The following is a 13,468-nucleotide window of genomic DNA, read 5'->3' on the forward strand; positions in this document are numbered from 1 at the left end:
GCTAAAGTCTACTTTGCCCCAGCCCTGGTTCCGTGGAGGGTCGGCCCTTACCGAGTTTTCCGCGGACGAGGTCGAGCAGGAGTTCGTCACTCAGCCCTGCATCACGTGCAGTGCTGATCAGGAGGTCGACGGCGCCAGTCACCGATTCCGGGACGGTTCCAGTTCCGCCGGTCCCGCCCGGGGTGCCGAAGGCAACCACCGTACCCCGCCGCCGTCGGGATTCAATCAGGCCTGAGGCCTCCAGCTCCTTGTAGGCCCGGGCAACAGTGCCGGCGGCAATGCCCAGATCAGCGGCCAGGCTGCGAACCGTGGGCAGGCGACCGCCCGGGACCAGGGTGCCCATGGCAATCAAAGAGCTGATCTGCGAACGGATTTGCTCATACGGCGGCGTCGCGGACCGTAAGTCGATAGAGATGCCGGCGTTCATTTCACTGTTTCAGCTGATGCTTTGTGCTGCGGCGAGGAGGCCGCAGTGCGCGCAAAGCCCCTGACAGGAATCACTGCAATGACCACTCCAGCAGTGACCAGCAGGGCACCTACGGTGACCGCAGGCTCCCAATGGGACTGCCACGTGGTCATCGGCAGTCCAAGGACCGGCGGCCAGGCTCGGTTGGCCATGATCAGTAGGACCCCGGCCTGGACTGCAAAGCAGGCTGCCAGTGTGCGGACCACCCGGTGCACTGTGATCGCGCGGAGCGCCGCGTCCAAGCCAGGAACAGCTGAGGGGACGCTGCGGCGCATCCGGGTGGCAGCAAGGGGCAGCCCCGAAAGGATGACGACGGCGCCAGTGGCCAGTGCCGTTGTGGTCCAGCCTGTCGGCCTGGTCGACAGCGCCTCACCTGCCGCGGTAATCACCTCCACCGCGATCAGGAGTGTGAGGGTGACGATGGCGGCTGTCAGTAGTGCCGGGCTCACCGGCTGCCGCTGCCATGTCCTGGGTTCGTCCACGGATCCGTGGTTGCGGTGCATCAGAAGCTCCCCGGCAGCAACGACGGCCAGCGCGGCAGCCGCTGCCAAAGCCACCAACAATGCGGGCTGTCCCCACATCAGCCCGCCGGGAAAGAACAAACCTGCAACAGCGGATATCACCGGGGCAAGGCCGAGGGCCGCGCCCAGCGAGACGGAAAGCCTGGTGGCCGGTTGGGTTGCCGCAGCCGATTCGGGCAGCGGCTGTCCCCTACCGCCAGCCTGGGCACTGGCAAGCTTGGGTGGAGCCCACCACCACATCACCAGCAGGACTGCCATTGCCGCGATTCCGGCCGCATTGGTCCAGCTGCCCGGGTTTTCGGCAGGATCGGGCCGGACCGCAAAGTTCCCGGCGATTGCGGCGAGCCCGGCGGCAATGGTGGCCACCGTGCGCAACAGCCTGTTCATGGCGATCGCGCGCAGCAGGTCATTCTCGTCTGCATCCAGGGCCTCCAGTTGCCTGCGCCTTGCAATGAGCCAGAGGACAAGCCCGGTTCCCAAGGCCAGCACCAGCCAGGCGGTCCCCAGGCAAGCAGCAAAGACGGGGCCGGGGATGCGTCCGTCCCCGCCTTGCCGGGTGAAGCCCTGCGGTCCGTCCTGCAGCGTGTCGTAGGGAATGGCCTCGTAGCCGGGAAGTGTTCCCGCCCAGCAGATCAGCAAGGCGGAGCCGGCAAACACGGCAGCGACAGTCCAAGCCAGGGAGCGTGGCAGGAAGTCACGGATCCGGCGGACTTCGAGCGTGGCCAGCCGTTGGGGGAGTCTCGGCCTGGGGTAGCTCAACTTGCCGACGGCATGTACGCCGAGGCAGCCGAGGATGGGCCAGGCCAGCACTGACAGGATGGCTTCCGGGGTGGCCAAAGTGGGCGACGTATTGCCTGCGGGAAGAATTCCGGCATTCCCGGCTGGCAGCAGCGAGCTGGCCAGCCAGCCGATGACACCAATCCAGAGGGCGTGTTGGGAGACAGTGACCCGGGACGTTCCGCCGTCAGGTGCCGAGATGACCCAACGCAGCAGGACATACAGACCGGCGGCCAGGAGGAAGGGCCACAGCAGGACCATGGGCGCTACATGCTGGAACGCCAGATCAAATCCATTTGTATCAGGCACTTCATCCCCCAGAGACTTTGTATCAATGTACCAAGTATTTGATACAAAGCTTTCCGGGTCAAGCGATGATCGCGGTGGCACCCTAGTCGTCGAACGGTTTGAACTGTTCCACTGCCACGATCCGGTTTTTGTTGCCTTGGACCACGTGGCACACCACCACTTCTCCCGGCGACAGGTAAGGCTCGGAGGAGGGCAGAAGCGCGCGGAGCGCCGGCGGCATGTGCTTGGCCAGCTGGTCCATCACCGTGGGCAGGGCAGGGCGGTGCGTGCACACGGCGACGGCGCGCTGCTTATCAAAGAGTGCTTCAATGACCGCCGCGGTTTTCTTCGGACTTCGGGCGTGCTTATGTTCCGTCAGGGCGTCCACCAGCTTCACCTTGGCCCCGGCGGCCTTTGAGTACGGCACAACCGTGGCCACACAGCGCAACCACGGGCTGCTCACCACACGCGGCGGCTTCCAGGCCTGCAGCAGCCGTCCCACAGCCTGCGCCTGCCTGATTCCAGTAGCAGCCAGCGGCCGCTCGCCTTCGGCCTTGCTCCAGGATGACCGCGGTTTGGCTTTCGCATGGCGCACCACAATCAGGGGCCAGGTGTCCAGTTCCCCGCGTTCATGGGCCGCCCGCAGGTTCTCAAGCGGGACGGCGTCGGAGGGGTTGGAGAGCAGTGTGGCGGCCTTTTCGGGGGTGCACCACATAACGCTGTCCACTTCCTGGCCGTCCGGAATGAGCCGGGCGCCGTTCACCTGGACTGCCCAGTAGTGGACCACCTTCAATCCGGAAGCCACGTGGTAGTGGATGGGGGGAAGCGGAATGCCCAACTGCGCGGATAGCCCGATCTCCTCCTGAACTTCACGGACGGCACATTCGGGAATAGTCTCGCCGGCATCGATCTTGCCTTTGGGCCAGGACCAGTCGTCATACCGCGGCCGGTGGATGAGCAGGACTTCAAGCCCGTCCTTGTTGACCCGCCACGGCAGGGCTCCGGCAGCGGTGACCGCTACCGGTTCGCCCGGATGGTCTGTCTGGTCTGCTACGAGTGCGTCGCTCGACAAGCTCCGGCCCTACCGCCGGCTCAGGCTGCGCTGGCGGGGCCGCGATGCCAGCAGCCACGACTGGACGTCGTCGAGGTGGGAGCCGTCGTCCGCAACGTAGTGGCGGATCCAGTCGCCTTGGTTGTCCAAGTGCCAACTGGCCGTTTCCGGATCCATGTAGCGGCGCAGCAGTTCGAGGACGTAGGTGACGTCGTCCGGGCTGGCCAGCTGGACCAGTGCCTCAACGCGGCGGTCCAGGTTGCGGTGCATCATGTCGGCCGAGCCGATGTACACCACCGGATCGCCGCCGTTGGCGAAGGCAAACACACGGGAGTGTTCCAGGAAACGGCCCAGTACCGAGCGAACGGTGATGTTCTCGCTGAGGCCCGGCACGCCGGGACGCAGCGAACAGATGCCGCGGACAATCACGTCCACCTTCACTCCCGCTTGGGATGCGCGGTACAGGGAGTCGATTGTCGCCTCGTCCACCATCGAATTGACCTTGATCTGGACCCTGGCGGACAGCCCCGCCCGGGCGTTGCGGATCTCGGTCTCGATCCTGTCGATCAAACCTGAACGCACCGACCGCGGCGCCACCAGGAGGCGTTTGAAGGTTGACTTGGGCGCATAGCCGGAGAGTTGGTTGAAGAGCTTGGAGAGGTCTTCTCCCACCTGTTCGTTGGCCGTGAGCAGGCCGAGGTCCTCGTAGTAGCGGGCCGTCCTGGGGTGGTAGTTGCCGGTGCCGATATGGCAGTACCGGCGGAGCCCGTCCACTTCCTGCCTGACCACCAGCGAAAGTTTGCAGTGCGTCTTGAGGCCCACGATTCCGTAGACCACATGGACGCCGGCCTGCTCCAGCTTGCGGGCCCATGAAATGTTGGCCTGCTCATCGAACCTGGCCTTGATCTCCACCAGGGCCAGGACCTGCTTGCCGGCCTCCGCTGCATCGATCAGGGCGTCAACAATGGGGGAGTCACCCGACGTCCGGTACAGGGTCTGCTTGATGGCCTGTACCTTCGGGTCCGCGGCTGCCTGCTCCAGGAATGCCTGTACCGAGGTTGAGAAGGAGTCGTACGGGTGGTGGAGCAGGATATCGCGGCGCCGCATGGCAGCGAAAACATTGGCCGCCTTGGACGTCTCTGACTCGTTGAGGTACCGGGAGGTGTGCGGCACGTGCTTGGGGTAATGCAGGTCCGCCCGGTCAATGCCCGCAATGACGGACAGGCCGCGGAGGTCCAGCGGTGCCGGGACCGAGTAGACCTCGGACTCCTCCACTCCCAGTTCGCGGATCAGCAGGGCACGGATGTTGGGGTTGATGTCGTGGGTGACTTCAAGCCGGACGGGAGGACCGAACCGGCGGCGCAACAGTTCCTTTTCCAGGGCCTGGAGCAGGTTCTCGGCGTCGTCCTCTTCCACCTCCACGTCCTCGTTGCGGGTGACACGGAAGATGTGGTGCTCCAGGACTTCCATCCCGGCGAAGAGCTTGTCGAGATGGACGGCGATGACTTCTTCGAGTGCGATGAAGCGGGCCACCCGCCCGGCAACGGCTCCGGCCCGGGGCCCGTCGATGGAAATGAGGCGCGGCAGCTGGTCCGGCACTTTCAGGCGGGCGAACAGTTCCTTGTCGCTCACCGGGTTCCGGACCACCACTGCAAGGTTAAGGGAAAGCCCTGAAATGTAAGGGAACGGGTGCGCCGGGTCCACCGCCAGCGGCGTCAGGATGGGGAACACCTTTTCGGCGAACATCGCGCTGAGCTGCTGCTTGGCGGCGTCGTCGAGCTCATCCCAATGCATGAGGTGGATGTGCTCGTAAGCCAGGGCAGGGCGGATCTGCTCCGAGAAGACCTGGGCGTGGCGCTGCTGGAGCCGGTGGGCTTCCTCGCCGATTTTTTCCAGCACCTCCACAGGGCTGAGACCTGCCGGTGAGGGCACTGCCAGCCCGGTCGCGATGCGGCGCTTCAGCCCGGCAACGCGGACCATGAAGAATTCGTCCAGGTTGGAGGCGAAGATGGACAGGAAGCTGACCCGCTCCAGCAGGTGGAGGTTGGGGTCCTCGGCCAGTTCCAAGACGCGGGAGTTGAATGCCAGCCAGCTCAGTTCACGGTCCAGGAACCGGTCCGGGCGGATGTCCCCTTCAGGCTCAAGGTTGGGGGCGAACTCAGGAATGTCGATCCGGTCCTGCGTCGCGCGTGAGGCGGGTACTTCGGATGAGCCGAAGCGGGCGCGCACCGGCACAGCAGCACCTTCGGATGTGACTGTTCCGGCGGGTTCCGGTTTCATGGCTCTCCTTCTACCTGGCGCTTAATTTGCTGGCGCTCATGGCCGGCGCGGTTCTCTTTCAACCTTACAATCATTCCGTACACAGCAACCCTAGGTTTCGGGCTAAGGAGGCCATGCGTCAGTCGATTGGACTAACCCCCGCGAGCGGACCGTACATCACGTCCGTGTCCCAGCGTGTGAAGCCAAGGTTCCGGTACAGCGACACAGCCGGCGCGTTGTCCGCATCGGTGTAAAGCATGACGGCGTGAAGGCCAAGATCCTGCAGATACCTGATGCCGGCCACCGTTAGTGCCTTGCCCAAGCCCATGCCCTGCGCCGCCGGAGTCACACCCACCGCATAGACCTCGCCGATCGCCGGGTGGGCGCCGTGCCGGGGATGGACCTTTGTCCAGTGGAAACCCAGCAGCCGGCCGTCTCCGTCCACGGCCAGGAGGAACCCTGCCGGATCAAACCAGTCCTCCTGCATCCTGGCGTCCAGGTCTGCGCGGCTCATCGCGCCCTGTTCGGGGTGGTGGACAAAAGCGGCGCGGTTGGCGGCCAGCCAGGCGTCCTCGTCCTGGCCCGGCACAAAGGCGCGCAGCAAAACACCCTCCGGGAGGCCGGCGTCGGGAAGTTCTGCGGTAGCCGCAGTCAGCCTCATCTTCCACAGTTCCCGCACTGGGCCGTAGCCGTAGCGGGCGGCGAGGTCAGCGGCGGCCTCGTGGTTGCCGTGGGACCAGGCCTTGAGCCCGCTAAAACCCCGGCTGGATTTCAGGGCACCCACAAGGCGGTCCGCGACGCCCTGGTTGCGGTAGCTCGGGTGGACCGCAATTTCGAGCACCCCGCTGCCGTCTGCCTCCTCGACCACCACGGCGAACCCGGCCAGGTCCTGGCCGGAGGCGGGGTCCGAATCCTCGTCCGGCGAATACAGGGCAAGCGTCAGAAGGGAATGCTCGGCCGAGTCTCCGGCCCGAAGCGTCACGACGGTCTGCTCGGACAAGGAGGGCGTGCCGTCCGATTCCTCGGCCGCAGCAAGGAGGGCCCTGCAGTCTTTGAGCAGCTGGTCATCCACCCCGCCTTTGACAACAAGGACAGGCCACTTCTCCGGATGCGCAGGACTCATGTAGCTAGGCTATACGCTATGCGCCCAAGGGTGGGCGTGTGCCGATTTGATGGGCGGCGGGGAGGCACGTATAGTCGATATCTCGTCCGGCAGAGATTTGCAGCATGACGCCGGATGCGAGGGGGATCCACCACTGGGGTGGCCTCGATACGTTCGACCCGTATGTCCTCCACCACCGAGAGCAACAGCCCCGGACCGCTGGTCCGGGGCTGTTGCTCTTATTGCGTAGTCGCTGCCTTCAGGCCTCGGTCAGTTCGTCTTCCTGCTGCCGTACCAAGGTGAGGCGGTAGCCCACGTTGCGGACTGTGCTGATCAGGTTTTCGTGGTCGGCGCCGAGCTTGGCCCGAAGGCGGCGGACGTGCACGTCCACCGTGCGGGTGCCGCCGTAGTAGTCATAGCCCCACACCTCGGTGAGCAGCTGCTGGCGGGTGAATACACGCCCCGGATGCTGGGCCAGGTATTTGAGAAGTTCGAATTCCTTGAATGTCAGGTTCAGGGGCGCGCCGTTGACGCGGGCGGTGTAGCTCGCTTCATCAATCACGACGCCGGCTGCCCGGATTTCCGTGGGGACGTCCTCTTTGTCCGGAACGGCCCGTGCCACAGAGAGCCGGATCCGGGCCTCCACTTCGGCTGGCCCCGCTGAGTCGAGCACAATGTCATCCACGGCCCAGGCGGAGGAAACGGCAGCCATGCCGCCTTCGGTCAGGATGAGCACCAGCGGCGCGCTCAGGCCCGTGGCCTTCAGCAGCTGGGTCAGGGAACGGGCGCCCACCAGGTCCTTGCGGGCGTCCAGAAGTACGATGTCGCAGGGGTCGGTCTCAAGCAGTGCGGTGGGCTCGGCGGCGAGGATGTGCACGCGGTGGTTCAGCAATTCGAGGGCAGGCAGGATGTCCACCGATGAGCCGGTGCTGTTCGTCAATAACAGGATGTGCGACATTATTCCTCCAAGGGCCGTCCGCGCATCATTGGGCGACTGAACCGGGATTTCACCGGCCGGTACTGTCTCACTGCTGCGGTCTTGGCCGTGATGGATCTACCGGCCGGCAACCTAACAGGAAGCGTAGCTGAGCTTCGAGTATACCCAACGGCCGCCCCGCGGATATGGATCCGGCCCATCTGGGTATTCGTTTTGCGACATATCCCGGTCACATAGGGCAGGATTGATCCAGGGGTACAAAGCCCTGCCACGGAGGGCGCAGCTGCCTTCCCGGAACCACCGCCAGAATGGGAATGCAGCGAATTGAGTGCAGAGTCGAGGCCGGGCACGCCAGGGCCGGGATACGTATGACCGCGGACCTGCAGACCCCAGTGCGTTCGTTGGGCTCTTGGACCATCGGCCTGTTCGGGATGGCCGGACTGGCCGCCATCATTGCCGGCGTGTACAGCTCCCGGGAGGCGCTGATCGCCGTGGCAGTCATTGTTGCCTTGGCGGTAGGCATCGGCTGGCCCCACTTCCTCCGGATACCTGCGAAAAAGACGCTGGCAGCCGTTATCGGCCTCCCGGGTGCAGGGTCGGCGCTGGCCGCCGGTTTGGTCCCGGCCCCTGGTTTCCTGGACTGGACGCCAGCCTTCATCGCCCTGGGGATGATGGCCGTATTTGTGGTGCAGCTGATCCGCGGCACCGGACAGGCGCAGCGGCTGGAGTCCACCCTGGGCTGTTGCGCCGGCGTGCTGCTTTCCTGCCTCGGCGCAGGCTGGATCGCCGGCGCGCGCTTCAACGGCGTCCGGGAGATGCTGTTAGTGGCAGCCGTCAGCGCCGCGGTGGCCCTGCTTGCCGGCCTGATCCGGTGGCCGGACAGCATTGTGGCGCCGCTGGGCATCGTGCTCGCAGGACTTGCCGGTCCGCTGGCGGGCCTGGTCTTCTCGGATGTTGCCGTGCTGCCGGCGGCAATCTTCGGTGTGGTGGTGGGGGCCGTGCTGGTCAGCTTCCGCCGGCTCGTCACACTTCGGGGCGCCCCGCTTAATCTTCCCGCGGCCCTTAGCATGGGTCTGGCGCCGGTCTCAGCGGTCGGTTCCCTGGCCTACTTCATAGACAAACTACTCATCTACTAAGCGTTAGGATGGCATCATGTCCGTACTTGCATTTGAAATCTTCTTCCTTGTCCTGCTCGGCATCGCCAGCCTTTCCATGGCATGGTTCGCCGGCTATGTGGTCTACCGCCTTTTCAAAGGCCAGAAGTAGTCCGTTCGACGAGCTAGCCATTTCCCGAGGTAATTGTCGTGCCGATTGAGATTCCAACAGACCTGACTCCAGAACTTGTTCCGCTTTCCTGGCTCATTGGTGAGTGGGAAGGCCACGGCCGGCTCGGCAGCGGGGACGAGGATTCGGAGCACTTTTTCCAGCACGTATCCTTCACGCATAACGGGCTGGCCTACCTGCAGTACCGCGCGGAAAGCTGGTTGACCGACGACGACGGTACGCGGCTCCGGCCGCTCACCGTTGAGACCGGCTTTTGGGCACTGGAGCGCAAACAGCTGGATGCCGACGGCGGTCCCGGCCTGGTGCCGGCGGACATCGTCCCGGCCCTCAAGAGCGCCGACGAGGTCGAAGCCCTGCGCAACAGCGACGGCGGATTCGACATCTCGGTGTCCATCTCGCACCCCGGCGGGATCTCGGAGCTGTACTACGGCCAGATCAAAGGACCGCAGATCCAGCTCACCACGGACATGGTGATGCGCGGCAGCCACTCCAAGGACTACAGCGCCGCCACCCGGATCTTTGGCCTGGTGGACGGTAATCTGCTCTGGCGCTGGGATGTCGCCACCGGCGGAACCTCGCAGCCCGGCAGGGGACTTGAGGCCCACGCCTCAGCCTTCCTGAAGAAGGTCTCCTGACCCCCCACCGGACCCGATGTAGAAGGCCGGAACGCGATCCCATACCGAAAACCCGGAATACCGCCGACCATCAAGGACTTCTACTACATATGACTACTCACAGCCCACTGCTGTCGCGCCCTGGCGCCGTTGAGGCAGCCGGCGCGGACGCCGGCGTCGCATCCCACTATGGTGAACCGTTGCGGGAGCAGCGCGCGCTGGCGGCAGGCACCGCCGTCGTCGATCTTTCGCACCGCGGCGTGGTGACCGTCACCGGACCCGACCGGCTGAGCTGGCTGAACACGCTGTCCTCACAGCAGCTCACCGGGCTGCAGCCGGGTGAATCCAGCGAGCTGCTCCTGCTGACCGTGCAGGGCCGGATCGAGTTTGACGCCCGGGTAGTGGACGACGGCGGGACCACCTGGCTGATCGTCGAGGCCGCCGAGGCGGCACCGCTGGCGGAGTGGCTGAACAGGATGAAGTTCATGCTGCGTGTCGTGATCGAGGACGTCTCCGAAGATTGGGCCGTGATCGGCTCCACCAAGGCCGTTGAGGAATGGTCGGGACTCCTGTCCTGGCGCGACCCGTGGCCGCACGTCGGTACTGGCGGGTATGCGTATTCGGTGGTGGCGGAAGCGGACCACCCCGGGTTGGACCGGCCCTGGATCGAATACCTGGTTCCGGCGGCCGACCTGGCAGTGACCGCGGGAGACCGCCCGCTGGCCGGCGTCCTGGCCGCGGAAGCCCTCCGGATCGCTGCGTGGCGTCCGCGCCTGGGCGCGGAGACCGACGACAAAACCATCCCGCACGAGCTCGATCTCCTGCGGACCGCCGTTCACCTGGCAAAGGGCTGCTACAAGGGCCAGGAAACGGTTGCACGCGTCCATAACCTGGGCCATCCGCCACGGCGCCTGGTGTTCCTGCAGCTGGACGGGTCCCAGCACACCATGCCGGTGCCGGGCAGCCAGGTGCTGCTGGGTGAGCGCAAAGTGGGGGTAGTGACCTCGGTGGCCCAGCACTATGAGATGGGCCCCGTGGCGCTGGCCCTTATTAAGCGGTCCGTAGGGCCTGATGAAATACTGACCGTGATGGACGGTGAGGAAGCCTACGTCGCCGCCCAGGAAGTGATCGTTGCCCCCGACGCCGGCCAGGTGGTCGGGCGCCAGACAGGATTCCTCAGGGGGACCCACTGATGACTGGACCCGACGAAGAGGCCGTGGCCCTCGCACACACCCTGTTTCAAGCCGCCAGGGAGGGCGATACCGCTCTCCTGCGCAGCTACCTCAACGCCGGGGCGCCGGCCACCATGACCAACGCCGCGGGGGATTCCCTGCTGATGCTGGCCGCTTACCACGGCCACGCCGAGGCCGTGCAGCTCATCCTCAAGCATGGGGGAGAGGCCAACTCGGTCAACGACCGCGGGCAGACCCCGTTGGCCGGGGCAGCCTTCAAGGGCTACACGGACGTGGCCCGGGTGCTGCTGGACGCGGGCGCTGATCCTGACGCCGGTTCGCCGTCCGCGCGGGCGGCCGCGCAGATGTTTGCCCGCACTGAGATCCTTGACCTGCTCGGCCAATAACCTGCCCGGCCAATAATCGGCACGTTAGACCGTTCCACCGCCGGCCCGCCGCCCCCAGCAGAGAAGTTCAGCCCAGATGGACGCTGGTCTGGATGCCTCCGGCAGCCAGACCAAGTTTCCGCGCCAGTGCCACGGCTCCGGTGTTGCTGACTTCGGCGCGCCACTGGACGGTGAGCCCGGCAACCAGCGCTTCGTGGGCTGCGATGGACGCCGCCAGGGATCCCAGCCCGCGGCGCCGCCATTCCGGGTCCACCAGGACGCCCAGCTGGCCGAGTAGCCCTTCCCATTCCGTGTAGGCTCCGCAGGCGACGGGAACCCTGCGGCCCTCTACCTCATGGATGATGGTGTAGCGGTTCTCCAGGTCTGAAAGCCCAACCTCATTGACGTCGTCCGGCGGGCACAGGCCTTCCAGCTCGATCGCTTCAGCATTGCCGTGGGATACGGTCAACTCCTCTGACGGTTGGCGCAGCGGCAGGTCATCAGCGAAGAAGAGTGCAGCAGCGCCAAGGCCGTACCCGCCATGGGACCGGGTCAGGGTCAGCAGGGTGACGTGCTGTGCCATTTCTTGGTCGGTTATCCCTGCGGCAGCGTCGATTACCCACTGCGGACCCACCAGGGCGGAACTCCCGAACAGGCGGACGAACTCCACCGTCTGCACCGAGTCGTCGGCCCTGACAATCCGCTCGCCGGATGTGAGCGCCGCACCGAAAGCATCGTCGTCGAGCCCCAGGCGCCTGGCCCAAGCGAGCTGGATGATGGCGGCGGAACCGGGGTCAAGAGTCATGTCCCCAGCCTAGGGCGGGCGGGCGGCTCAGCCGAACAGGACCGCGGCTTCGTCATAGCGCTTCTGCGGGACCGTCTTCAGCTTGCCCAGGGCCTCCTGGAAGCCGACGTGCTCAATATCGGTGCCCTTGAGTGCCACCATGGTGCCCCAATAACCCTCCACCACGGAGTCGATGGCGGCCATTCCCAGCCGGGTGGCCAGGACCCGATCGAAGGCCGACGGGACTCCGCCGCGCTGGATGTGGCCCAGGATCGTGGCACGGGTCTCGATGCCGGTGCGGGCCTCAAGCTCAGGGGCAAGCCGGTCAGCGATACCACCCAGTCGTGGCCGGCCGAAGGTATCCAGGCCGCGCTCGGAGTGCGGGGATTCCATGTGGTCCGGAACAAAGCCTTCCGCAACCACCACCAGCGGCGCACGGCCGCGGTCGTGGGCTTCGCGCACCCACTCGGTGATCTGTTCGATGCTGACCTTCTGCTCGGGAATCAGAATGGCATGGGCTCCGGCAGCCATGCCCGCATGCAGTGCGATCCAGCCCACGTGACGGCCCATCACTTCAGCGATCATGCAGCGGTGGTGGGACTCGCCGGTGGTCCGCAGCCGGTCGATGGCCTCGGTGGCGATCTGAACGGCAGTATCAAAACCGAAGGTGTAATCCGTGGCGTCCAGGTCGTTGTCCACGGTCTTCGGGACACCTACGATCTTGAGACCGGCGTCCGTGAGTCGCTTAGCCGCCGCGAGCGTTCCCTCACCGCCGATGGCGATGATGGCGTCGATGCCAAGCCGCTCCATGTGGGCCTTGATGACCTCGGGCCCGCCGCCATTGTCGAACGGGTTGGTGCGGGACGTGCCCAGGATGGTGCCGCCCTGCTTGGCGATGCCGCGGACCATGGTGCGGGGGATGTCGATGATGTCGCCTTCGACAACGCCGCGCCAGCCATCGAGGAATCCGACGAATTCGTGGCCGTGGATGGCGATGCCCTTGAGGACGGCGCCGCGGATGACGGCGTTCAACCCGGGGCAGTCGCCACCGCTGGTGAGAATTCCTATTTTCATGTCTCTGCTCAAATCCTGGTGTGAAGGTGTACAGGCAGAGCGCCACGCTGAGCTCACCTAGATTGTAGTGGTGAGTGTGGGTTACGACACAAACCCGTTACAAGAGGCCCCGTTCCATTGCAGGACCACAGCCCGCGAACTCCAATGGCCCCCGCTCAGGAGAGCGGGGGCCATTGTGGCTGGCGGTTACGGGTCCGGGGTCAGGATCCGTTGATGGATCGTCTGTCCAGGAAGGTCTGCAGCGGGATGGAGTTCTTCTGGTCCGGAAGAATCAGCCATGCGGCGAGGTAGAAGACCACTGCAGGGCCCGGCAGGAGGCAGAAGACCAGGAAGGCGATGCGCACAAAGGCCACATCCACGTTGAGCTTGTCAGCGATACCTCCGCACACGCCGCCCACCCAGCGCTGTGGTCCGCGTTTCAGGCCGAAGCCCCTGACGATGCTGAAGAACTTATCCATGGTTCAAGACTTCCCTGTTCTTGGTTCGTTGTCACGTTTCCGGGCCGATAGCAGCCCGCCCACCACCAAGGCGGCGCCAGCGCCGAGCATGAGGCCGATCAGCACATAGGTGCCGTTGAGGGTCACAATGCCCAACTGGGCGATGATGATCAGGGCGGCGAGGGCCAGGATGACCAGGCCCCAGACCACCGTCCCCACCCTGGCCGATGCTGGCCGGGCCGAGTCTGCCCCGGCTTGGTCCGCCGTCTGGGTTTCCGCGTTGTATGAATCCGGTGACGGATCAACGTTGCTCATG

Annotated in this window: 14 protein-coding genes; 4 read left to right on the forward strand and 10 right to left on the reverse strand. The window is 65.1% G+C overall.

Annotated features, from left to right (window positions below):
- Position 1: 1 nt before the first annotated feature.
- From QFZ30_RS04200 to QFZ30_RS04225, 6 genes are all read right to left on the reverse strand, one after another.
- Entirely contained in the window at positions 2 to 427 is a 426-nt protein-coding gene (locus tag QFZ30_RS04200) for a GntR family transcriptional regulator (RefSeq protein WP_307073779.1), read from the reverse strand.
- Positions 424 to 2,073 carry a hypothetical protein gene (locus tag QFZ30_RS04205; RefSeq protein WP_307073781.1) on the reverse strand — a complete coding sequence of 550 codons (1,650 nt, stop codon included), beginning with the start codon at positions 2,071 to 2,073 and terminating at the stop codon, positions 424 to 426. Before QFZ30_RS04205 ends, QFZ30_RS04200 begins: the two co-directional genes overlap by 4 nt.
- 82 nt (positions 2,074 to 2,155) lie before the next feature.
- Positions 2,156 to 3,124 carry an NUDIX hydrolase gene (locus tag QFZ30_RS04210; RefSeq protein ID WP_307073783.1) on the reverse strand — a complete coding sequence of 323 codons (969 nt, stop codon included), beginning with the start codon at positions 3,122 to 3,124 and terminating at the stop codon, positions 2,156 to 2,158.
- A 9-nt stretch (positions 3,125 to 3,133) separates the two neighbouring features.
- A complete protein-coding gene (locus QFZ30_RS04215) occupies positions 3,134 to 5,383 on the reverse strand; it encodes an RNA degradosome polyphosphate kinase (RefSeq protein ID WP_307073785.1) in 2,250 nt (749 codons plus the stop codon).
- 118 nt (positions 5,384 to 5,501) lie between these two features.
- Positions 5,502 to 6,485, reverse strand: a complete 984-nt coding sequence (mshD, locus tag QFZ30_RS04220; protein WP_307073786.1) for a mycothiol synthase — start codon at positions 6,483 to 6,485, stop codon at positions 5,502 to 5,504.
- 238 nt (positions 6,486 to 6,723) lie between these two features.
- The gene (locus QFZ30_RS04225; RefSeq protein ID WP_307073788.1) at positions 6,724 to 7,422 is read right to left on the reverse strand and encodes a winged helix-turn-helix transcriptional regulator; all 699 of its coding nucleotides are present in this window, start codon (positions 7,420 to 7,422) and stop codon (positions 6,724 to 6,726) included.
- Positions 7,423 to 7,769: 347 nt separating this feature from the next.
- On the opposite strand from QFZ30_RS04225, the gene QFZ30_RS04230 reads away from it, so the two are divergent.
- The 4 genes from QFZ30_RS04230 to QFZ30_RS04245 all read left to right on the forward strand — a co-directional run bounded on the left by QFZ30_RS04230 (position 7,770) and on the right by QFZ30_RS04245 (position 10,878).
- Positions 7,770 to 8,537 (forward strand): permease, encoded by a 768-nt coding sequence (locus QFZ30_RS04230; protein ID WP_307073789.1) that lies wholly within the window; start codon positions 7,770 to 7,772, stop codon positions 8,535 to 8,537.
- Positions 8,538 to 8,705: 168 nt separating this feature from the next.
- The gene (locus QFZ30_RS04235; RefSeq protein ID WP_307073791.1) at positions 8,706 to 9,320 is read left to right on the forward strand and encodes an FABP family protein; all 615 of its coding nucleotides are present in this window, start codon (positions 8,706 to 8,708) and stop codon (positions 9,318 to 9,320) included.
- Between the two features lie 89 nt (positions 9,321 to 9,409).
- Positions 9,410 to 10,492: a CAF17-like 4Fe-4S cluster assembly/insertion protein YgfZ gene (gene ygfZ, locus QFZ30_RS04240; protein WP_307073793.1), complete on the forward strand. Its 1,083-nt coding sequence runs from the start codon at positions 9,410 to 9,412 to the stop codon at positions 10,490 to 10,492.
- Positions 10,492 to 10,878, forward strand: coding sequence for an ankyrin repeat domain-containing protein (locus QFZ30_RS04245; RefSeq protein ID WP_307073795.1), 387 nt, complete (start codon positions 10,492 to 10,494; stop codon positions 10,876 to 10,878). Before ygfZ ends, QFZ30_RS04245 begins: the two co-directional genes overlap by 1 nt.
- Positions 10,879 to 10,945: 67 nt before the next feature.
- Here QFZ30_RS04245 and QFZ30_RS04250 read toward each other — a convergent pair whose 3' ends face one another.
- The 4 genes from QFZ30_RS04250 to QFZ30_RS04265 form a co-directional block, all read right to left on the reverse strand.
- On the reverse strand, positions 10,946 to 11,662 hold the full coding sequence (locus tag QFZ30_RS04250; RefSeq protein WP_307073797.1) for a GNAT family N-acetyltransferase: 717 nt from the start codon (positions 11,660 to 11,662) through the stop codon (positions 10,946 to 10,948).
- A gap of 27 nt (positions 11,663 to 11,689) precedes the next feature.
- The gene (locus QFZ30_RS04255) at positions 11,690 to 12,715 is read right to left on the reverse strand and encodes an ATP-dependent 6-phosphofructokinase (RefSeq protein ID WP_307073800.1); all 1,026 of its coding nucleotides are present in this window, start codon (positions 12,713 to 12,715) and stop codon (positions 11,690 to 11,692) included.
- Positions 12,716 to 12,915: 200 nt separating this feature from the next.
- Positions 12,916 to 13,173 (reverse strand): PspC domain-containing protein, encoded by a 258-nt coding sequence (locus QFZ30_RS04260; protein WP_307073801.1) that lies wholly within the window; start codon positions 13,171 to 13,173, stop codon positions 12,916 to 12,918.
- 3 nt (positions 13,174 to 13,176) lie between these two features.
- Positions 13,177 to 13,467: a hypothetical protein gene (locus tag QFZ30_RS04265; protein WP_307073803.1), complete on the reverse strand. Its 291-nt coding sequence runs from the start codon at positions 13,465 to 13,467 to the stop codon at positions 13,177 to 13,179.
- Between the last annotated feature and the right edge of the window lies 1 nt (position 13,468).

Origin of the sequence: Arthrobacter pascens, from assembly GCF_030815585.1 — a bacterium.
GTDB classification, from domain to species: domain Bacteria; phylum Actinomycetota; class Actinomycetes; order Actinomycetales; family Micrococcaceae; genus Arthrobacter; species Arthrobacter pascens_A.

Excerpts from the sequence above, each read along its gene's own strand:
- QFZ30_RS04200 (WP_307073779.1), bottom strand. The coding sequence starts at position 427 with ATGAACGCCGGCATCTCTATCGACTTACGGTCCGCGACGCCGCCGTAT.
- QFZ30_RS04215 (WP_307073785.1), bottom strand. The coding sequence starts at position 5,383 with ATGAAACCGGAACCCGCCGGAACAGTCACATCCGAAGGTGCTGCTGTG.
- mshD (WP_307073786.1), bottom strand. The coding sequence starts at position 6,485 with ATGAGTCCTGCGCATCCGGAGAAGTGGCCTGTCCTTGTTGTCAAAGGC.
- QFZ30_RS04225 (WP_307073788.1), bottom strand. The coding sequence starts at position 7,422 with ATGTCGCACATCCTGTTATTGACGAACAGCACCGGCTCATCGGTGGAC.
- QFZ30_RS04230 (WP_307073789.1), top strand. The coding sequence starts at position 7,770 with ATGACCGCGGACCTGCAGACCCCAGTGCGTTCGTTGGGCTCTTGGACC.
- ygfZ (WP_307073793.1), top strand. The coding sequence starts at position 9,410 with ATGACTACTCACAGCCCACTGCTGTCGCGCCCTGGCGCCGTTGAGGCA.
- QFZ30_RS04245 (WP_307073795.1), top strand. The coding sequence starts at position 10,492 with ATGACTGGACCCGACGAAGAGGCCGTGGCCCTCGCACACACCCTGTTT.
- QFZ30_RS04250 (WP_307073797.1), bottom strand. The coding sequence starts at position 11,662 with ATGACTCTTGACCCCGGTTCCGCCGCCATCATCCAGCTCGCTTGGGCC.
- QFZ30_RS04255 (WP_307073800.1), bottom strand. The coding sequence starts at position 12,715 with ATGAAAATAGGAATTCTCACCAGCGGTGGCGACTGCCCCGGGTTGAAC.
- QFZ30_RS04260 (WP_307073801.1), bottom strand. The coding sequence starts at position 13,173 with ATGGATAAGTTCTTCAGCATCGTCAGGGGCTTCGGCCTGAAACGCGGA.
- QFZ30_RS04265 (WP_307073803.1), bottom strand. The coding sequence starts at position 13,467 with ATGAGCAACGTTGATCCGTCACCGGATTCATACAACGCGGAAACCCAG.